This window comes from Streptomyces sp. NBC_00234 (assembly GCF_036195325.1).
Classification (GTDB): Bacteria; Actinomycetota; Actinomycetes; order Streptomycetales; family Streptomycetaceae; genus Streptomyces.
In genome coordinates, this window is sequence record NZ_CP108101.1 from 6,786,065 (window position 1) to 6,805,472 (window position 19,408).

The 19,408-nt window shown below is 73.3% G+C and carries 15 protein-coding genes; 9 read left to right on the forward strand and 6 right to left on the reverse strand.

Going from position 1 to position 19,408, the window contains the following annotated elements; all coding sequences use genetic code 11:
• Positions 1–188: 188 nt before the first annotated feature.
• The 3 genes from OG230_RS29815 to OG230_RS29825 form a co-directional block, all read right to left on the reverse strand.
• Positions 189–542: a VOC family protein gene (locus OG230_RS29815; protein ID WP_328906830.1), complete on the reverse strand. Its 354-nt coding sequence runs from the start codon at positions 540–542 to the stop codon at positions 189–191.
• A 60-nt stretch (positions 543–602) separates the two neighbouring features.
• Positions 603–1,412, reverse strand: a complete 810-nt coding sequence (locus tag OG230_RS29820) for a class I SAM-dependent methyltransferase (RefSeq protein ID WP_328906831.1) — start codon at positions 1,410–1,412, stop codon at positions 603–605.
• Between the two features lie 93 nt (positions 1,413–1,505).
• Positions 1,506–3,011 carry a bifunctional phosphatase PAP2/diacylglycerol kinase family protein gene (locus tag OG230_RS29825; RefSeq protein ID WP_328906832.1) on the reverse strand — a complete coding sequence of 502 codons (1,506 nt, stop codon included), beginning with the start codon at positions 3,009–3,011 and terminating at the stop codon, positions 1,506–1,508.
• A gap of 225 nt (positions 3,012–3,236) precedes the next feature.
• On the opposite strand from OG230_RS29825, the gene OG230_RS29830 reads away from it, so the two are divergent.
• From OG230_RS29830 to OG230_RS29845, 4 genes are all read left to right on the forward strand, one after another.
• Positions 3,237–4,010: an IclR family transcriptional regulator gene (locus OG230_RS29830; protein ID WP_328906833.1), complete on the forward strand. Its 774-nt coding sequence runs from the start codon at positions 3,237–3,239 to the stop codon at positions 4,008–4,010.
• Positions 4,007–4,855 (forward strand): SMP-30/gluconolactonase/LRE family protein, encoded by an 849-nt coding sequence (locus OG230_RS29835; RefSeq protein WP_328906834.1) that lies wholly within the window; start codon positions 4,007–4,009, stop codon positions 4,853–4,855. Before OG230_RS29830 ends, OG230_RS29835 begins: the two co-directional genes overlap by 4 nt.
• A 614-nt stretch (positions 4,856–5,469) precedes the next feature.
• Complete coding sequence (locus OG230_RS29840) at positions 5,470–6,696, forward strand: aminotransferase class I/II-fold pyridoxal phosphate-dependent enzyme (RefSeq protein WP_328906835.1); 1,227 nt, start codon at positions 5,470–5,472, stop codon at positions 6,694–6,696.
• Positions 6,697–6,708: 12 nt separating this feature from the next.
• Positions 6,709–7,737 carry an MBL fold metallo-hydrolase gene (locus tag OG230_RS29845; RefSeq protein WP_328906836.1) on the forward strand — a complete coding sequence of 343 codons (1,029 nt, stop codon included), beginning with the start codon at positions 6,709–6,711 and terminating at the stop codon, positions 7,735–7,737.
• Here OG230_RS29845 and OG230_RS29850 read toward each other — a convergent pair.
• Both OG230_RS29850 and OG230_RS29855 read right to left on the reverse strand, forming a co-directional pair.
• Positions 7,731–8,375, reverse strand: a complete 645-nt coding sequence (locus tag OG230_RS29850) for a DedA family protein (RefSeq protein WP_443051607.1) — start codon at positions 8,373–8,375, stop codon at positions 7,731–7,733. The genes OG230_RS29845 and OG230_RS29850 overlap by 7 nt on opposite strands.
• Positions 8,372–9,148, reverse strand: coding sequence for an MBL fold metallo-hydrolase (locus OG230_RS29855; RefSeq protein ID WP_443051608.1), 777 nt, complete (start codon positions 9,146–9,148; stop codon positions 8,372–8,374). The genes OG230_RS29850 and OG230_RS29855 overlap by 4 nt, the downstream gene beginning before the upstream one ends.
• A gap of 193 nt (positions 9,149–9,341) precedes the next feature.
• Between OG230_RS29855 and OG230_RS29860 the strand changes: the two genes are divergently transcribed.
• Both OG230_RS29860 and OG230_RS29865 read left to right on the forward strand, forming a co-directional pair.
• Positions 9,342–9,746: a hypothetical protein gene (locus OG230_RS29860; RefSeq protein WP_328906839.1), complete on the forward strand. Its 405-nt coding sequence runs from the start codon at positions 9,342–9,344 to the stop codon at positions 9,744–9,746.
• 136 nt (positions 9,747–9,882) lie between these two features.
• Complete coding sequence (locus OG230_RS29865) at positions 9,883–11,979, forward strand: phage holin family protein (protein ID WP_443051609.1); 2,097 nt, start codon at positions 9,883–9,885, stop codon at positions 11,977–11,979.
• 39 nt (positions 11,980–12,018) lie between these two features.
• On the opposite strand, the gene OG230_RS29870 is transcribed toward OG230_RS29865, so the two are convergent.
• Entirely contained in the window at positions 12,019–13,053 is a 1,035-nt protein-coding gene (locus tag OG230_RS29870; RefSeq protein ID WP_328906841.1) for an isopenicillin N synthase family dioxygenase, read from the reverse strand.
• Positions 13,054–13,353: 300 nt separating this feature from the next.
• On the opposite strand from OG230_RS29870, the gene ligA reads away from it, so the two are divergent.
• From ligA to secD, 3 genes are all read left to right on the forward strand, one after another.
• Positions 13,354–15,453 (forward strand): NAD-dependent DNA ligase LigA, encoded by a 2,100-nt coding sequence (ligA, locus tag OG230_RS29875; RefSeq protein WP_328906842.1) that lies wholly within the window; start codon positions 13,354–13,356, stop codon positions 15,451–15,453.
• Positions 15,454–15,567: 114 nt separating this feature from the next.
• A complete protein-coding gene (locus OG230_RS29880) occupies positions 15,568–16,404 on the forward strand; it encodes a rod shape-determining protein (RefSeq protein WP_443051410.1) in 837 nt (278 codons plus the stop codon).
• A 655-nt stretch (positions 16,405–17,059) separates the two neighbouring features.
• Positions 17,060–19,354: a protein translocase subunit SecD gene (secD, locus tag OG230_RS29885; RefSeq protein ID WP_328906844.1), complete on the forward strand. Its 2,295-nt coding sequence runs from the start codon at positions 17,060–17,062 to the stop codon at positions 19,352–19,354.
• The last annotated feature ends 54 nt before the right edge of the window (positions 19,355–19,408 follow it).

Genomic DNA, 19,408 nt, shown 5'->3' on the forward strand with positions numbered 1-19,408 from the left:
CCCTCCGGCGTTGTCGTCGGTCGCCGACGCTCCGCGTCGACTCCCTCCTCCGCCTTGCAGCTGCCCGCACCAGACCCCGCTCCCTGATCCGGCCTGATCCAAACGAAAGACCCTAGGGTCGGCACCGTCCTGCTCGACGGTGCCGGCCCACGAGGTGCCGGCGTGCGCACGCCCCGGCAACGGAGAGGTCAGGCGGCCACGTTGCGGTCGACGTACTCGAAGACCGAGCCGTCGGGGTGCAGGGCGATCAGGTTGCGTCCGACCGGGGTCGGCACCGGACCGGCGACGATCCGCGCTCCCACCCGGGTCAGCGCCGCGTGGGCCTCGTCGACGTCCTTGACCGCGATCGTCGCCGAGACCTTGCGCAGCACTTCGAGCTCCGACTCCGGCCCGCTCATCAGGAGGAAGCAGCCGATCGCGGCGACCGAGACCCCGCCGCGCTCGAAGCGCAGCGCCGGGGCGCCCGTGAGGCCTTCGTAGAAGGCCACCGATGTGTCCAGGTCGTCGACGCAGATACGCAGCGTGGTTCCGAGGATTTCCATGCCCACGAGGGTAGTTGGCCGACCCGGGGCATGTGATCGATTCCCGCCGGAACCGGCGCCTCAGACGCGGCAGAGGATCTCGCCGTGCGGCACCATGAACCAGGCGTCGTCCTGCTCGCCCCAGGCACGCCAGGAGGCGGCGATCGCCGTCAGCTGTTCCGCCCTCGCGTGGCCGCCCTCCACCGCGAGCTTCGCGTACACCGAGGCCGTCGTACGCTCCGCCCAGAGACCGCTCCACCAGGCACGGCTCTCCGGTGTGGCGAAACACCAGGCACCCGCGGTCGGGGTGATGTCGGTGAAACCGGCGCGCCTGGCCCAGGAGAGCAGGCGTCGTCCCGCGTCGGGCTCACCGCCGTTGGCGCGGGCCACCCGTCCGTACAGCTCCTGCCACTCCTCCAGTCCCGGCGCCTCCGGGAACCAGGTCATCGCGGCGTAGTCGCTGTCGCGCGCCGCCACGATCCCGCCCGGCCTGCACACCCGGCGCATCTCCCTCAGCGCCTGGACCGGATCGCCTACGTGCTGGAGCACCTGGTGGGCGTGGACCACGTCGAAGGAGTCGTCGGGAAAGTCCAGCGCATGCACGTCGGCGGTCGCGAACTCGACGTTGTCCAGGCCCCGTTCGGCTGCAACCTCGGCGGCCCGTCCGAGGATGTCGTCCGTGATGTCCACGGCGGTCACCCGGCCCGGAGCGACCAGGGCCGCGAGGTCGGCCGTGATGGTGCCGGGGCCGCATCCGATGTCCAGCACGGCCATTCCCGGGCGGAGTCCACCGATCAGATAGGCGGCCGAGTTGGCCGCGGTCCGCCAGCGGTGCGAGCGCAGAACGGACTCGTGGTGGCCGTGGGTGTACACGGCCGTCTCCTTCGACATGACCGCACGTCCTCTCTCGGAAATGCTTCGACAGCAGGTGAGGACACGGTACGTCCGCATGTCGAATGATGAGATACGCGTCTCGCGATGTGGTCACAGGGTCATCGGGCAGTAGACCGTGAGCGCCTCCGGCAGCTTGTCGATCATCAACTCGGTTCCCGAGTGGGCCACTTCGCCGTCGTACGCGTACGGGGTGCCCGGGACGAGGCCGGACAGCCGGATCCGGCTCCGCCGCACCGCCGCGTGAACGGGGGAGCGGGTCAGTGGACCGGCGATCGCCGCGGCCAGGAGCCGCAGCCCCGGAGTGCGGCCACCGTGCACCACCCGGACGTCCAGCAGGCCGTCCGCCAGGTTGTGCCGGCGCCCGGGCATCGGGCCCACCCGCTGGAATGTGCCGTTTCCGGCGAACACCAGCCACAACCGCCTTCGGCGCCCCTGGAGTTCGGCCTCCAGCGGGCTCTTGCCGCGCAGCGCCTCGAACGCCGCGAGCACGCCGGCCGGCCAGCCCCCGATGCGGGGCGCCCAGTGCTCCCGGGTCCGTACGAGCTCCGGATAGACACCGAGGCTGAACGCGTTGACGAAGCAGCCGTCCGGCCCCTCGGGCCCGTCCGGGCCGGGACGGAAGCGTCCCAGGTCCACCCGCACCGCGCTGCCGGAGGTGAGAGCCGCGACGGAGTCCTGCACGGTCTCGATACCCAGGTCGTACGCGAAGTGGTTGAGCGTTCCCCCGGGGAACACCGCCAGTGGCACCTTGTGCGCCGTCGCGACGGCCGCCGCGCCGTTGATGGTCCCGTCGCCCCCGCAGACCCCCAGCGCCAGGCCGCGCCCGGCGGCCTCCTCCAGCTTCCCCCGGAGATCGGCGGGATCGCACTCCACCACCTCGGCGAGGGGCAGCGCGTCCCGTACCAGCGAGGCGGCGGCCGTCGCCGACCCCGACTCCCGGTTGACGACGACCACCAGACCCTGCCCTTCCTCGAGGGCGGGAGCCCCGGCCGGAGGTCTCCCGGGTGCGGGCAGCTGTCCCCGGGTCGGTACGACCCCGCGCAGCGCGAAGGCCGCGCCGGCGCCGAGCATCGCGCCGGCCAGCACGTCGCTCGGATAGTGCACCCCCGTGTAGACCCGTGAGGCGGCGACCGCCGCCGCGACCGGGGCGACCACCGCACCCCAGCCCTTCGACTCCAGGGCCACACCGGTGGCGAAAGCGGCGGCCGAGGCAGCGTGCCCGGACGGGAAGGACGTGGTGAACGGCTGGCGCTTCAGCCGCCGTATCACCGGAACCGCGTCCAGCCCCGGCCGCTGCCTGCGCACGGCGCCCTTGCCCACGGTGTTGATCGCGGCCGAGGCGAGGGCCAGCGAGGCGACGCCCCGCAGCGCCGCGCGGCGGGCCCGCGGACTGCTGCCGAGCGCGGCCATGCCGGCCGCGGCGCCGAACCACAACAGCCCGTGGTTCGCACTGCGGCTCAGCCGCGGAAGCAGCGGCTCCGCGCCCGGCCAGTGCCGGCCGGCCACGCTCTCGAAGGCGGCGAGGTCGTGTCGCCGCAGCCAGGCCCCCAGGTGGGCGGACGGTCGGACGGTCGGTGTGGTTCTCGATGAGGGCATGGCACAGCGAATACCCTGTCGCGCCGTGTCGAACCAGGAGGCGCGCGCGGACCGGCCCCCGGCCCGTGAAATACAACAAAAGCCAGCAAGCCCCGGCGAACCGTCCGTGATTCCGTCATCTCCTCCTGTCGCCGCCGTTGCCCGGGCAAGTTCGCTGCGGTTAGCCTGCGTTCGTGATTCCGGTCATTGACCGGAGTGTCGAACATATGGAATGGGTGGGAGAACATGGGACGACTCGTCCCAGCGGTGACCAGGGCGCTGGATGTACTGGAACTCTTCCTCCAGGGCGACGGAACCCTCTCGGCCCCCGAGGTCACCCGCAAGCTACAGCTGCCGCGCACCACCGTCCACGAACTGCTCACCACCCTCGCCGCGCGCTCCTACCTGGTGACGGTCCCGGAACAGCCGGGCCGCTACCGGCTGGGCGTACGGACGTACCAGCTCGGCAGCCGGTACGCCGAACAGCTCGACCTGGCCGCCGAGGGGCAGCAGGTGGCCCGGGAGGTCGCCGAGAGCTGCGGGGAGACGGTCCATGTCGCCATCCTGGAGGACACGGAGGTCATCTACATCGCCAAGGTGGACTCCACGCACGCCGTCCGGATGGTCTCGGCGGCCGGCCGGAAACTTCCCGCGCACTGCACCTCCGTGGGAAAGCTCCTGCTCGCGGCCCTTCCCGAGGCCGAGCTCGACGCCCGGCTCGACGGCCGTGAGCTCGTCGCGATGACCGAGAACAGCGTCACCGACGCCGCGGAGCTGCGGGCCGCGCTCGCCCTGGTCCGCAAGCGCGGCATCGCCGTCGAGCACCGGGAGTCGAACCCGGACGTGAGCTGCGTGGCCGCACCCGTCCGCAACCGGGCGGGCCAGGTCGTTGCCGCGCTCTCCATCTCCGTACCCATGATCCGCTGGAGCGAGGAGCGCGAAGAGGAACTGGCCGGGCTCGCGGCCGGCGGCGCGGACGCGCTCTCCGCCCGGCTCGGACACCGCAAGGGGCAGGCGTGAAGCCCGCGGTCGAGGTAGCCGTACGGGAACAGGCCGAGCTCGGCGAAGGGCCCACCTGGGACGCGTCCGCCGGGCGGCTGATCTGGGTCGACATCCTCGGCTCGCGCGTCCACACCTACGACCCGGAATCGGGCCGCCGCACGGTCATGGCCACCGGACAGCACGTCGGAGCGGCGAAGCCGCGTGCGGGCGGGGGGCTGGTGGTCAACCTCCGCGACGGCATCGGCCTGTACGACGCCGCGGGCGCCTTCTCCTGGCTGGTCCACGACCCCGTCCCGGGGCGGCGCGGAAACGATGCTGCCGTGGCGCCCGACGGGGCGCTGTGGGCGGGGACCATGCGCTACGACGAGGACGAGGTCGGCGGGAGCCTGACCCGGGTCGCCGCGGACGGATCGGCGACCGACGCGCTGGGTGTCGTGGCGTGCAGCAACGGCACCGGGTGGAGCCCGGACGGCCGGCTGATGTACTACGTCGACTCGGGCACGGGCCGCATCGACGTACTCGACTTCCTCGGTGAACGCGCCGTGTACCGGCGGCCGTTCGCCGTGATCGAGACGGGAGCCGGTACGCCGGACGGTCTGACGGTCGACGCCGACGGGTGCGTGTGGGTGGCGCTGTGGGACGGTGCGGCGCTGCGCAGGTACGCGCCCGACGGGCGGCTGGACCGGACGGTGGTGCTGCCGGTGCGGCGCCCCACGTCCTGTGCGTTCGGCGGGGCGGGGCTGCGTGACCTGTACATCTCGACGGCCCGCACGGGTCTGACGGCGCCGCATCCGCTGTCGGGGTCGCTCCTCGTCCTCCCGGACGTGGGTGTGGGGATGCCGGGTACTCCGTTCGCGGGTTGATCCCTTGCCGCTGTCCTTGGCTCGGGTCTTTGTCCTCAAGCGCCGGACGGGCTGGGTGGTGGTGCCCCGGTCCGTGGTGGCCGGTTCGGGGTGGTCCGGGGCCCCTCCGGAGTGTCTCCTCGGGCAACGAACGTTCGGCGGGAACGGATGCGTACCCGGGTATCCGTTCGTCACCCTGCGGGGACCCTCCTGCACGGCCCCGGACCGGCCGGAACGCAGCTGCGGGCCGTGCCACCGGGCGAGCGGAGACGGGATCGGTGCCGGAGGGTCGCTGCGGGCCGTGCCACCGGGAGGCAGATGACCGCGATACGTGGGTGGGGCCGTGCAGGAGGGTCCCCGCAGGGGCGGGCGTACGACCCGGGTTCGGTCGCTCCGTACCCGGGTGCCACGCCCGCCCCGAGGAGACACTCCGGAGGGGCCCCACCCAACCACCCACCGGTCAGGTGACGACCCGGGCACCCGCCCCGCCCGACCCACCACCGGGCAGGTGACGACCCGGGCACCCGCCCCGCCCGACCACCACAATGCCCCCGGGCCGGGCGCACCGCGCGGGCGCCTCGGGGGAAACCTCCGTATAAAGGGCCGTGAGAGCCCACCGGCGGAGGAGGCCCGGGATGCAGTGGACCGAGCGTGACCGGCGGGAGGACCACGGCCCCGTCCGGTACGGCCCGCCCGCCCCCGACCCCGGCCTCCCCGTGGTCCCCGAGCTCGCAGCCGTACTCGCCGCTGCCGCCGCCCGCACCCGCCCCGAACCCCCCGGCGGCGGACGGGTCCTGCGGGAGGCGGCCGGCTCGTACTGGGCGCGCCGTGGCCTGGTGACCGCGCCGGAGGAGATCGTCGCCGCCCCCGGAGCCCAGCCGCTGCTCCTGGCGCTGATCGCGGCCCACGGCGGTGACGTCCTCATGCCCCGCCCCTGCCCCGCCACCTGGTCGCCGCAGGCCCGCCTCCTCGGCAGCCCCGCCTACCATGTGCCGACCCCGGCCGAGTGCGGCGGCATCCCCGATCCGTACGCCCTGCTCGAAACCGTCCGCAGGGTACGCGCCGAGGGCGGCCGGCCCCGGCTCCTGCTGATCTCGGTGGCCGACGACCCCACCGCCACCGTCGCCCCGCCCGAACTGGTCCGCGAGGCGTGCGAGGCGGCGGTCGCCGAAGGGCTCCACATCATCAGCGACGAGACCTGGCGCGACACCCTCCACCGGCCGCACGACACGGTCCTGCTCAGCCCGGCCGAGATGTGCCCCGACGACGTGACCGTGCTCTCCGACCTGGCCGGCGCACTGACCCCGGCGGCCTGGCCGGTCGCGGTGGCCCGGTTCCCGGACACCGAGCGGGCCGCGGTGCGCCGCGACCGTACCCTCGACGTCCTCACCGCACTCGGTGCCCTCGTCGCCGGACCCGTCGCACCGGCCGCAGCCCACGCGCTGCGCGAACCGGAGGCCCTCGCGGTCAGGATGCGGCAGGCCGCCGAGCTCCAGGCGATCGTCGCCGCGGCGGCGCACCGGGCCGTGCTCACCTCCGGCGCCCTGGCCAGGCCCCCGCAGGCGGGCCGTCACCTGTACGCGGATCTCGGCCCGCTGCGGTCCCGGCTGGCGGCCCGCGGCGTCACGGACTCCATGGAGCTGGAGGAGTACCTCACGGACCGGCTCGGTACTCCGACACCCGGCGGGCACCGGTTCGGGGACGAACTGGGCGCCCTGCGGGTGCGGCTGGCCACCGGACCGCTGCTCGGGGCAACCCACGAGGAGCAGACGGAGTCCCTCACTGCGGTGGAGCCCTTGAAATTGCCGCATGTCGCCCAGGCGCTGAACATGTTCGCAAGCGCCCTCGACGAACTCCGATGAAGGAGCCGCTCGATGACGGAACAGACGCAGCGTCCGCCGGCCAGGACCGGGACCGCGGTGCCGGACCGCGCGACCGCGCCACGCCCGCTGGGCGAGGTCCGTGTCTGGCCCAGTACCTTCGCCGACCGTCTCACCACGCCCCTGCCCGGTATCCGGGGTATGACGCGCCTGGCCCGTGAGGGGGCCATGCGCCCGAACGCCGAGGGTCTGCGCGGTGTTCACCGCCTGCCGTTCGCCCCCGGCCCGCTGCCCGTGACGGACCGCACCACGACCGCGGTGACCTGGGCCGGGCACGCCAGCTGGATCGTGCGCATCGGAGGGCTCACGGTCCTCACCGACCCGGTGTGGTCCCGCCGGATACTCGGGACCCCGGCCAGGATCACGCCCGTCGGTGTCCGCTGGGAGGAACTCCCGCACGTCGACGCGGTCGTCATCAGCCACAACCACTACGACCACCTCGACGCCCCCACCCTGCGCAGGCTGCCCAGGGACACCCCGCTGTTCGTCCCGGCGGGCCTCGGCCTCTGGTGCCGACGCCGCCGCTTCACCTGTGTCACGGAACTGGACTGGTGGGAGTCGGCGGAACTGGGCGGTGTCCGTTTCGACTTCGTCCCGTCGCACCACTGGTCCAAGCGGACGCTCACCGACACCTGCCGGTCCCTCTGGGGCGGCTGGGTGCTCGGCGAGCAGCGGGACGGGGGACAGCGGATCTACTTCGCGGGGGACACCGGTTACGGGCACTGGTTCAAGGAGATCGGCCGCCGCCACCCCGGCCTCGACCTGGCCATGCTGCCGATCGGGGCGTACGAACCGCGCTGGTGGCTCCGCGACGTGCACACCGACCCGGAGGACGCCGTTCGGGCGTACGAGGACCTCGGGGCCCGGGCGATGGCCCCGATGCACTGGGCGACGTTCCTGCTCTCCGCCGAGCCGGTCCTCGAACCGCTCACCCGGCTCCGTACCGAGTGGCAGCGGGCCGGGCACCCGCGTGAGCGGCTCTGGGACCTGCCGATCGGCGCCTCACGCGTGTGCGGTCACTGACCCGCGGCCCCGTCGGGGCCGTGCCCGAACCGCACCCGCAGCCTGCGCCACACCGTCGGTGCCGCACTGATCAGCAGCGTCAGGGCCACCGCGGCGAGCACGCCCTGCCACGGCTCGGGAAAGAGCGCCCCGCCCAGGATCCCGATCAGCTGGTACGTCGCGGCCCAGGCCAGACACGCGGGAACGTCCCCGCGGGCGAACCTGCGCAGCGGCATCCGGCCGAGGAGACACGCCAGCATCACCGGAATCCGTCCCGCGGGCACCAGCCGGGACAGCACCAGCACCGTCGCGCCGTGCTCGTCCAGCTTCTCCTGCGCCTGCGCCAGCCGCTCCGGAGCCGCCCTGGAGCTGAGGGCCCGCAGCCACTTCGAGCCGTTCCTGGAGCGCACTCCCCGCTGCCCCAGCCAGTAGAGGCAGATGTCGCCGAGGAACGCGGCGGCCGACGCCACCACGAACACCACGAGCAGCGCGAACGGGTCCTCGTGATGGAACGCCACCACGGCCGCCGAACTCACCAGCGCCCCCGTCGGCACCACCGGCACCAGGGAGCCCAGCGCCACCAGGAGGAAGAGGGACGGATAGCCGACGGCCTGCTGGGTGGAGTCCGGCGGCAGCTGCCCGACCACCTCGGTGATCACCACGCGGCCTCCGGCCGCACGCGCTCTCCGTGCTCCAGCCGGTGCACCGCCACCTCGGGGGCCAGCCGGGCGGCCTGGCGCACGAACTCCTCACCGGGCGCGTGGAACTCGTGGGGCCGGATCGCGTCCATCCCGACGGGCCAGTACGTGCCGTAGTGCACCGGGACGGCCGAGCGCGGCCTGAGCCGGGTCAGCGCCTCGGCGGCGCGGGTCGCGTCCAGGTGGCCGTGCCCCAGCCAGGGGCCCCAGCCGCCGACCGGCAGCAGCGCCACGTCGACCGGACCGATCGCCTCGGCCATGCCGTCGAAGAGGCCGGTGTCTCCCGCGAAGTACGTGCGCGCCTCGCCCTCGACGACGTAACCGAGCGCGGGTGAGCGGTGCGGACCGACGGGCAGCCTGCGGCCGTCGTGCCGGGCCGGGACCGCGCGCACCCGCAGTCCGCCCGCCTTCATCTCGTCGCCCGCGTCGACCTCGGTGATGTGCAGTCCCCGCACCCGCCGCAGGATCCGCAACCCCGGCACGGCCCGGACGGCCCCCGCGGGCACGACCAGTCGGCTGCCGGGGGCGAGCCGGGCCAGCGAGGGCAGATGGAGATGGTCGGAGTGCAGGTGCGAGACGAGCACCAGCTCGGCGGCGGCGGCCTCGGGCGGCGGCACCGCGCCGCGGCGGCGGCGCAGATGCGCGAAGCGCCGCACGAAGAGGGGGTCGGTCAGGACCCGGACCCCGGAATCCTCGATCGTGCACGTGGCATGACCCCACCAGGTGACCTCCACCGCCACGCGTCGCCTCCTCGCTCAGCCCCGCACGCATCGAGCCCGCGTACCGTCCCGTACGAGCCTATGCGCCTCGAGCCCCTCGCACGCCGGAGCACACCAGTCCGCCCCCTCCCGCTCGGGTTCGGGCGGCTACGGACCGCTACCGGCGGGGTAGGGTCGGTGCCCGCGTCTGCGTTCGGGGGAACGGGTCATGAGTGAGGTACGGGTGGCGGCCATCGCCAGTCTCACACCGCTGGAAGAGCTCGACGAGGACCCCTTTCTCGTCGACACGCGCAGCCAGCAGGCCATGTGCGCCCGCTGGGCGGCCGACCACGGATACGTCGTCACCCGCCAGCTGAGGGTCTACCGGCTGCGGCCCGACCACTGCGCCCTGTGGGCCGACGTCGAGGGCGGGGACATCGAGCTGTTCGTGGCACCGAACGACCGGGTCCTCGCGCAGGCCCTCACCTCCGTGCCCGACTTCACGGCCGAGTGCGCACGGCGCGGCATACGGCTGGAGCTGGCCGGCCTCGACGAACCGGTGTACACCGCCCGGTCGAAGGCCGGCGTCCACCGCAGACTCTCCATGCCGACCGCCGGTTACGACGGCTGCTGACGGCCACGCCCGGCTCCGGAACGTACGGCGTCCGCTGTGAAAAGCTGGTTACGGGCCCTGTGACCACATGCCGGGCCCGGACGTGAGGTGGAACGGCGTGACGGACGGGCGATTGCGTACGGCGGGCAGAGCCCTGATGCGCGTGCTGGTGGTCTGGGCGGTCTCCACCCTGACGATGCTCGTGCTCGCCGGGATCCTGCCCGAATTCCAGCTCCAGTCGGACGACGGCGACACCATCACCAAGACCGCCTTCACCGCGGCCTGGGGAGCGGGAGCGTTCGGTCTGCTCTCGGCGCTGGTCTGGCCCCTGCTGGTGCGGGCCCTGCTCATCGTGCCCGCGCTCGTCCTGGGCGCGCTGGTCTTCTTCCTGAACGGCTCGTTCCTGCTGATCGCGCTGCGCCTCATTCCGGACGGGCGGGGCGTCGCCGATCCGGAGACCGCGGTCGTCGTCGCCGCGGTGATGTCGGCCGTCGCCTCCGCGACCTCCACCGCCCTCGCCGTCCGTGACGACGACGCCTACCGGCGCCGGCTCTCCCGGCTCGCCGACCGGCGCCGCCGCCGCAGGGGCACGGCGGGCACCGCGGACGGCGGCCGGAAGGGCCCGCCCGGCACGGTGTTCATCCAGCTCGACGGGGTCGGTCACGACGCGCTGACGAAGGCCGCGGCGGACGGACTGATGCCGACCGTCGCCGCATGGCTGACCGACCGGACGGGCCACCGGCTGATGCCGTGGCGCACCGACTGGTCGAGCCAGACCGGCGCCAGTCAGCTGGGCATCCTGCACGGCAGCAACGAGGACGTGCCCGCCTTCCGGTGGTACGAGAAGGAGACCGGCACGGTCATGGTCTCCAGCAGGCCCGCGAGCGCGCTCGAACTCCAGCGCCGCGCCATCGCCCGCACCCACGACGGCGGTCTGCTCACCGTCGACGGGGCGAGCCGCGGCAATCTCTTCAGCGGCGGCGCCGACCAGCTCGCCCTCGTGCTGTCGATGGCCGCACGGCGCGGCAAGGGACGGCGCTCGCGCGCCGGGTACTTCGCGTACTTCTCCGACCCCGCCAACGCCGTCAGGACCGCGCTCTCCTTCGTCGCCGAGACCTGCCGCGAGATCGGTCAGTCGACACGGGCACGGCTGCGGAAGGAGACCCCGCGGATCAAGCGCGGCGGCCTCTACCCCTTCATCCGGGCCTTCGCCACCGTCGTCGAACGCGATGTGGTGGTCGCCGCCGTCATCGGGGACATGTTCGCCGGCCGCACCGCCGTCTACGCCGACCTGGTCGCCTACGACGAGGTCGCGCACCACTCGGGGCCGCACAGCCGGGACGCGGAGAGGGTCCTGGAACGGCTCGACCGCTCCCTCGCCCTCATCACGAAGGTCGCCGAACAGGCCCCGCGCACCTACCGCATCGTGCTGCTCTCCGACCACGGCCAGAGCCCCGGCGAGACCTTCGCGGGGAAGTACGGACTGACGCTGAAGGACCTGGTGCGGGCGGGCTGCGGACTGCCCGTTCCCCGGCGGGCGCAGCGTACGAAGAGCGGTTCGGAGGCACGCGACGCGGTCCGGATCGCGCTGCACCGGCCCGTCGCGGCGGGGGACGCCGAGCATCCCGCGAAGGCGTCCGACCCGGTCGTGCTCGCTTCGGGCAACCTCGGGCTGCTGTCCTTCCCGGACATCGCCGGGCGGGCCTCGCGCGAGGAGATCGACCGCCGTCACCCCGCGTTGCTGGGCACGCTCGCCAATCATCCGGGGATCGGTTTCCTGCTCGTACGGACCGAGGAGCACGGCTCCGTGGTGCTGGGGGCGGGCGTCGAGATCCCGGTGTCCGAGCTGAAGGACGGGGACGGGCCGCTCGCCGTCTTCGGTCCCGGTGCGGCGGACGCGGTGCGGCGCACCGACACCTTCGCGCATGTCGCCGACGTCATGATCAATTCGATGTACGACCCGGGCACGGGGACCGTCCACGCCTTCGAGGAACAGATCGGTTCGCACGGTGGGCTGGGCGGGGAGCAGTCGCGGCCGTTCCTGCTCTGGCCCGCCGGAATGACGGATCCGCTCGACACGGCGGGAACCGGGGGAGTGCTGGTGGGCGCCGAAGCCGTCCACCGGGTACTGGTCTGCTGGCTGCGCGAGGCATCGGGGCCGCAGGTGCCGCTGCCCCCGGACGCCGTTCCGGCCCCGAACGCCGACGAGCAGCGGCCGTCCGCGGGCGACGCGGTGCCCGGCGCCCTGGGCTGACGGGCCGACGGACGCCCCCGTGATCCGCCGGCCCCCTGCTCAGCCGGTGTGCTGCCCCGCGAAGTTGGCGCCGATCCGCATGCGCAGATACTCCTCCGCGGTGATCGGCGGATAGGTGGAGCCGGGGCTCTCGATCACCACGTCACTGTTGGCCTGGGCGAAGAACGCCAGGCTGTGGCGTGCTCCCCGGTACTCGTCCGGGCCCGGACTCCTGACCCGGTGGAAGGTGGAGGGCAGCCGGTCGTCGCTCCACCGCATCAGCATGTCGCCGATGTTGCAGGTGATGGCATCCGCGGACGGTGTGACCGGGGTCCATGCCCCGCCCTCCGCCTCCTTCCCGGGGCAGACCTGGAGGCCGCCCTGTCCTTCCTGCTGGAAGAGCAGGGTGAGGCAGTCGAAATCGGTGTGGGCGCCCGCCCGCCACGTGGGCGGGCCGTCGCCCGCCTCCTCGCCCGCCGCCTCGGGCAGCGCGAAGTAGTGCAGCAGGCGCAGCGTGCTGCGGTACGAGTCCGCGGCCGGGTCGTGCGCGGTCGCGAAGAAGTCCGTGGCGAAGCCCAGCCGGTCGGCGAAGCAGGAGAGCACGCGCATGGCCACGCCCCAGCACTGCGCCTCGAAGTCGAGCACGGTCGTCCGGAAGCCCGCGACCTCCCGGTCGTCCGGCCACAGGTCGGCCATGCGCGGTCGCGTGACCTGGTACGACTCCTTGTCGTCGGGGGTACCGATCGAGGGGCGCACCTGACTCCGGCTCTCCCAGCCGGAGTTGAGCCCCTCGCGCAGCGGGTACTGCGCCTTGGTCTCTTCGGGGAGCGCGAAGAACGCCCGCGATGCGGCGAACGCCCGGTCGACATCGGCCTGTCCGATGCCGTGGTTGAAGATCTGGAAGAAGCCGGCGTCGGTCGCGGCCTCCCACAGTTCCTCCGTGATGACGGCCTTGCGGCGGTCGAAGTCCGCCAGGTCGATACGCCGGATCTCGCGGGCCGTGGTCTCCGTGCCCCGGCCGCCCATGCGGGCTTCCCTGTCGAGCTCGGCGAGGCCGTATCCGGCGGGAGGGGGAGTCGAACGGTTCTGGTTCACAGCGGCAGTGCTCCGTTTCGGGAGGTCACCTTCAGCGGCTGACGGAGTGCAGTCACCGCCCCTGCACTCCCACCGGGCTCCGGGGTGCTGCCCCTCGGCCTCGGCCACGATCGGTTCGTGGGCTTGCACGCGAAGCGTGCGCGATGGGGACGACTCTGCCGGATCCGTGTTGCACGACGGCCAGGGGGCGTTAAAGCGGTGTTACGTGTAGCCGACCGCTCATCGTCCGTCTCCTCGCCCGCCGGGTGTCCGCGCGGGCTGCTCAGGGGCATTGTCAGTGGTGGGCGGCAGGATGGGGGCATGACGACGAACTCAGCTGATGTGCTCGCCGACGCGCCCGCGTACGCCGCCGCTGTCGACCAGGCCGCGCAGGCCGCCGCCGCGTACTACGCCACGGGCGAGAGCACGCTCGACGACGACGCGTACGACCGCCTGGTGCGGGGGATCGCCGCCTACGAGGAGGAGAACCCCCAGGACGTGCTGGACACGTCCCCCACGGGCAAGGTCGCGGGCGGGGCCGCCGTCGGGGACGTACCGCACACCGTCCCCATGCTCTCCCTGGACAACGTCTTCTCCGCCGAGCAGTTCGTCACCTGGACCGCTTCCCTGGAGCGGCGCATCGGCAGACCCGTCGCCGCCTGGAGCGTGGAGCCGAAGCTCGACGGTCTGGCTGTCGCGGCGCGCTACCAGGAGGGCCGGCTGGAACGGCTGATCACCCGGGGCGACGGGACCGCGGGCGAGGACGTGTCACATGCGATCGGCACCGTCGTCGGCCTTCCCGAGCGGCTCGACGCGCCGGTGACGATCGAGGTGCGCGGCGAGGTCCTCATGACCACCGAGCAGTTCGAACAGGCCAACACGGTGCGTACGGAGCACGGCGGCGCCCCTTTCGCCAACCCGCGCAACGGCGCGGCCGGCACGCTCCGCGCCAAGGACCGCCCGTACCGGGTCGAGATGACGTTCTTCGCGTACGGTGCGCTCCCGCTGCCCGACTCCGGCGAACTGACCGGGACCCTGGCCGAGCTCCCGCACAGCGAGGTCCTCGCGTACGTCTCCGGGCTCGGCGTACACACGGCGGGGGACACGGAGGTGGCGCCGCGCACCGTCACCACCGTCGAGGAGGTGCAGTCCAGGGTCGAGGAAGTCGCCGCGCTGCGCGCCTCGTTGCCGTTCGGCATCGACGGCATCGTGATCAAGGCGGATCTGGCCGCCGACCAGCGCGAGGCCGGGTCCGGCACACGGGCGCCGCGCTGGGCCATCGCGTACAAGCTCCCGGCCGTCGAGAAGGTCACCCGGCTCCTGGGGGTCGAGTGGAACGTCGGCCGTACCGGCATCATCGCGCCGCGCGCCATCCTGGAACCGGTCGAGATCGACGGATCGACCGTCGGCTTCGCGACCCTGCACAACCCGGCCGACATCACCCGGCGGGATCTGCGCCTGGGCGACCGGGTGATGGTCTACAAGGCGGGCGACATCATCCCCCGCATCGAGGCGCCCGTCGCCCATCTGCGGACCGGTGAGGAACAGCCGATCGAGTTCCCGCAGACCTGCCCGCAGTGCGACTCCGAGATCGACACGAGCGAGCAGCGCTGGCGGTGCACGCGCGGGCGCAACTGCCGTCTGGTCGCGTCCGTTTCGTACGCGGCGGGCCGCGACCAGCTCGATATCGAGGGCCTCGGCTCCACTCGCGTCGTCCAGCTCGTCGACGCCGGTCTCGTCGCCGACTTCGCCGACCTCTTCACCCTGGAACGCGAGCAGCTGCTCGCCCTGGACCGGATGGGCGAGACCTCCACCGACAATCTGCTGGCCGCCATCGAGACCGCCCGCAGCCGCCCGCTCTCCCGGGTGTTCTGCGCCCTCGGGGTGCGCGGCACGGGGCGCTCCATGTCCCGGCGGATCGCCCGGTACTTCGCCACCATGGACCGGATCGTCGCCGCGGACGCCGAGACGCTTCAGCGGGTCGACGGCATCGGCAAGGAGAAGGCGGCGGGCGTGGTCGCGGAGCTGGCGGAGCTCGCCCCGCTGATCGAGAAGCTGGTGAGCGCCGGCGTCAGCATGACGGAGCCCGGTGCGACGCCGCCGCCGGAGCCCGGCGCGGAGGCGGACGCGGAAGCGGGCGCCGGCGAGGGACGGCCGGAGCTGCCTCTCGACGGGATGACGGTGGTCGTCACCGGGGCCATGACGGGTCCGCTGGAGAAGCTGTCCCGCAACCAGATGAACGAGCTGATCGAGCGTGCGGGCGGGAAGTCCTCGTCCAGTGTCTCCAAGCGGACGAGTCTGCTGGTCGCGGGGGAGAAGGCCGGTTCCAAGCGCACCAAGGCGGAGGATCTCGGTGTCCGGATCGCGGCTCCGGACGAGTTCGCCGAGCTGGTCGAGGCATTTCTCGCTGTGGAAGCCTGAGGAAATGACGGAAGCCGCCCTTTGATTCCTCAAGGAAGTGGCGTTCTCTTCCCCGGTATTGCATAGTGAGGGATCGATCGGGCCTCGCTATCTGCGGGCCGGGGGTGAGGGGCGATGAGTTCTTTGCGCGAGAGTCGGCGACACGGCCGGCCGGTCCACCGGCGGCAGGTCCAGGGGCAGCCGGGCCACGGACGCCCCCCGGGCATGCGTGGCCTCGCCATCGATCTCGGCAGCTCCCGGACCCGGGCCTGGGTCCCGGGGCGCGGACTCGTCCTCGACCCCCTGACGGAGGACGCCGCCCGGCGGCCCGTCCGACGCGGACGCATCGTCGACCCCGAATCCTGCGGCAGGCTGCTCGGCCGCATCGCCGACGCGGCGCTGGGACCCGACCGCAGTGACACCGTGATGGTCCTCAGCCTTCCCGTCCTCGCCGGTGCCGAGCACCGCAGGGCGGCGAAGGAGCTCCTCACCGCGCTCGGGCCCGCCGGCGTCGTCGTCCTCGACAGCGCCAGGGCCGCCGCCGCGTACGCGGACCCCCGCGGCGGCGGTCCGCTGCTCGTCATCGACATGGGCGCCGAACTGACCGAAGTCACCCTGCTCGTCGACGGGATGGTCGCGGACGCCCGCCAGGCGGAGTCCGGCCTCAGCGACCCCGCGGCCGATTCCGTGCCCGGCGCCGTCGTCCGTTCCGTGCTGGAAATGATCATGTCGATGTGGCGGCAGGACCGGAACGGAGCGCTCCGCGGCGCCCTGCGCAAGGGACCCCTGCTGGCCGGCGGCGGGGCCCTGCGCCCCGACATCACCAACCGGATCGCGGTCCGCCTCGGTGTGCCGGTCCGTCTCGCCGACGACCCCTCGACCGCGGTCGTGCGCGGGGCCGGGCTGATTCTCGGCTCCGTCCTGCGCCACCCGGCAGCGGCACACGCAGCCCCTCCCGGCCGCCCGAGGTGACCCCCCTTCCGGGGGCGCCCCGGGGGAACACACACCCGTGGGGCAGGCCCCACTCCCGGTCCGCAGGCGCCCGGCACCTCCTGGCCGCGCTCCTCCTCACCGTCCTCGCCCTCGTCGGCGGCGCCCCCGCAGCGGTGGCGGCCGGTCTCCCGGCCGCCACGTCCGCGGGCCCGTCATCGGGCGCCCACGCTCCCGCCGCGCACCCTCCGGCCCCGCACACCGACCGGACGGCGCGCCCGGGGCACCCCCACGACACCCGCCGGCCCCGCACCCTCGCGCCGACCGCCCAGGAGCCCCGCCGGCCCGGCCCCCCGGCAGCGTCCCCGCCCCGGCGCGCCGGGGCGCCCGGCGGCGATCCCACGGGACCGCCACGGGCCGGCACCGAACGCCCCCACGCCTCGCCGTGCGTTCAGTCGCCCGGCCACCTCGCCCTGCCGCCGTGCCAACTCCGTACGGCCGTGCCGCACGCCACCGGGCCGCGCCCGGCCGGCGCTCCCGTTCTCGTACCCGGGCGCGCCTGCGCAGCGCTGCCCGGTGTACGGGGTCCTCCCGCAGGCCCGGCCGGTCACCCGACCGGTCCCCGGACCTGTTCCACAGAGCAGCCGTTCCGTCCTCGCTGAGGTGAGGGCGGCCGGCGCCCCCTCGGAGGATTCCCATGACTCGCGCCACCACGGTGCGAGCGGTTCTGGCTGCCGCCGTTCTGCTCGTCTCCGTGTACATCACGCTGACCATGTCACCCGCACTCGGCCTCGATCTGCGGGGCGGCACCCGCATGGTGCTCCAGGCCAAGGACTCCGCCACCGCCGTGGCGGACCGGGAGAGCACCGACCGCACCCTGGAGGTCCTCCGCCAGCGCATCGACTCCCTCGGTGTCGCCGAGCCGACGCTGACCCGCTCGGGCGAGGACCGGATCATCGTCGAACTGCCCGACGTGCAGGACCCGCGCAAGGCCGCCGAGGTCCTCGGCAGAACCGCCCAGCTGACCTTCCACGCCGTGCAGGGACCGGGTAGTCCCGAGGCGAAGGGCGACAAGGACCGGCTGTCCCTGCCCGACGAGCGGGGCCGCCACCTCGCGCTCGGCCCCGCGCAGCTCTCCGGCGCCGGGGTGAAGGACGCGACCGCCGTCTTCGACGCCCAGCAGGGCGCCGGCTGGACCGTGGACCTCGCCTTCCACAAGGACGCGGCCCGGGACTGGACGGCGCTGACCGGCAAGGCCGCCTGTCACCCCGCCCAGGACGACCGGCGCAGGGTCGCGATCGTCCTGGACCAGCAGGTGATCTCCTCGCCGCAGGTGGACCCCTCGGTCGGCTGCGACGTGGGCATCCCGTCCGGATCGACCCGCATCACCGGTTCCTTCTCGGCCGACGAAGCCCGCGAACTCGCGCTCCTCGTCCAGGGCGGCGCGCTCCCCGTCCCCGTGGAGATCGTCGAACAGCGGACCGTCGGCCCGACGCTCGGCGCCGCGGCCATCGACGCCAGTGCCGCTGCCGCCCTCATCGGAGCCACCGCCACCGCCCTCTTCATCACCTTCGTGTACCGGCTCTTCGGCGCGCTCGCCGCCGTCGCCCTCGCCGCGTACGGCGTCATCTCCTACGCCGCGCTGGTCGCCCTCGGCGTCACGCTCACGCTTCCCGGGCTCGCCGGGTTCGTCCTCGCCATCGGGATGGCGGTCGATGCCAACGTGCTTGTCTTCGAGCGGGCCCGCGAAGAGTGCGCGGACCGCCCGAGCCGGTCCCTGCGCTCCGCGCTCGCCGCAGGATTCCGTAACGCCCGCAGCGCCGTGGCCGACTCGAACGTGACGACCCTCATTGCGGCGGGACTCCTCTTCCTCCTGGGCTCCGGACCCGTCAAGGGCTTCGGCGTCACGCTCGCGATCGGCGTGCTCGCGTCGATGTTCTCCGCGCTCGTCATCGCCCGCGCGCTCACCGAGACGGCGGCCCGATCACGGTTCGTCAGCGACTACCGGGGCGTCAACGGCATCGCCCGTCCCGGCCGCGTACGGACGTGGCTGACCCGCCGCGATCCGCGGCTGTTCGCGTCACCGCGCCGCTGGCTGATGGTCTCCATCGCCGTGGTCGCCTTCGCCGTGCTCGGCATCCTCGTGCGCGGGGTCGGCCTCGGCGTCGAGTTCACCGGCGGACGTCTCGTCGAGTACTCCACCAGCCGCCCCGTCGACGTGGAGACCGCCCGCACGGCCATCGCCGCCGCCGGCTTCGGGGACGCCGAGGTCACCACGGCGGGCGCGGGGGACCTCTCCGTACGCACCGGAGAGCTCGACAACGACGAGGAGCACGCGCTCCGTGCGGCGCTGGCCGCCGAGGGAGGGGAAACGGCCAAGGTGCGCGACGAGCTGATCGGCCCCAGCCTCGGCGACGAACTGCGGCGCAACGCCCTGATCGCCCTCGCCGTCGCCGTGTCCGTCCAGCTCGCCTATCTGGCCGTCCGGTTCCGCTGGACGTTCGCCGTGGCATCGGTCGGAGCGCTGGTCCACGACATCGTCGTACTCGTCGGCGCCTTCGCCTGGCTGGGGCGCACCGTCGACGGCATCTTCCTGGCGGCCCTGCTCACCGTCATCGGCTACTCCGTCAACGACTCGGTGGTGGTCTTCGACCGGGTCCGCGAGCTGTGGGCCAGGAACCGGAGGCTGCCGCTCGCCACCGTCGCCGACCGGGCCGTCCTGCAGACCGTCCCCAGAACCGTCAACACCGGCATGGGCGCGCTCTTCATCCTCGTCGCGCTCGCCGTGCTCGGCGGCGACTCCCTGGCGGACTTCGCCCTCGCCCTGCTCATCGGCGTCTGCGTCGGTACGTACTCCTCGGTGCTCACCGCGGTGCCGCTCGCCCTCGTTCTGGAAAGGAGCAGCAAGGCCCCGCCGCCGGTCCGCACCTCCAAGCGCAGGACGGCCCCCGCGCCGCGCGGCGGCACGCTCGACAACGGCGCCAGGGTCTGAGGCGACGCCGTGTCAATCGCGGCAGCGGTCGCACGGAGACCGTAACGTCACGGG

Coding starts and splice junctions, on each gene's coding strand:
- secD (WP_328906844.1), top strand. CDS start 17,060: ATGACTCGCGCCACCACGGTGCGAGCGGTTCTGGCTGCCGCCGTTCTG.
- OG230_RS29865 (WP_443051609.1), top strand. CDS start 9,883: ATGCGCGTGCTGGTGGTCTGGGCGGTCTCCACCCTGACGATGCTCGTG.
- OG230_RS29840 (WP_328906835.1), top strand. CDS start 5,470: ATGCAGTGGACCGAGCGTGACCGGCGGGAGGACCACGGCCCCGTCCGG.
- OG230_RS29815 (WP_328906830.1), bottom strand. CDS start 542: ATGGAAATCCTCGGAACCACGCTGCGTATCTGCGTCGACGACCTGGAC.
- OG230_RS29825 (WP_328906832.1), bottom strand. CDS start 3,011: ATGCCCTCATCGAGAACCACACCGACCGTCCGACCGTCCGCCCACCTG.
- OG230_RS29860 (WP_328906839.1), top strand. CDS start 9,342: ATGAGTGAGGTACGGGTGGCGGCCATCGCCAGTCTCACACCGCTGGAA.
- OG230_RS29830 (WP_328906833.1), top strand. CDS start 3,237: ATGGGACGACTCGTCCCAGCGGTGACCAGGGCGCTGGATGTACTGGAA.
- OG230_RS29820 (WP_328906831.1), bottom strand. CDS start 1,412: ATGTCGAAGGAGACGGCCGTGTACACCCACGGCCACCACGAGTCCGTT.
- OG230_RS29845 (WP_328906836.1), top strand. CDS start 6,709: ATGACGGAACAGACGCAGCGTCCGCCGGCCAGGACCGGGACCGCGGTG.
- ligA (WP_328906842.1), top strand. CDS start 13,354: ATGACGACGAACTCAGCTGATGTGCTCGCCGACGCGCCCGCGTACGCC.
- OG230_RS29880 (WP_443051410.1), top strand. CDS start 15,568: ATGAGTTCTTTGCGCGAGAGTCGGCGACACGGCCGGCCGGTCCACCGG.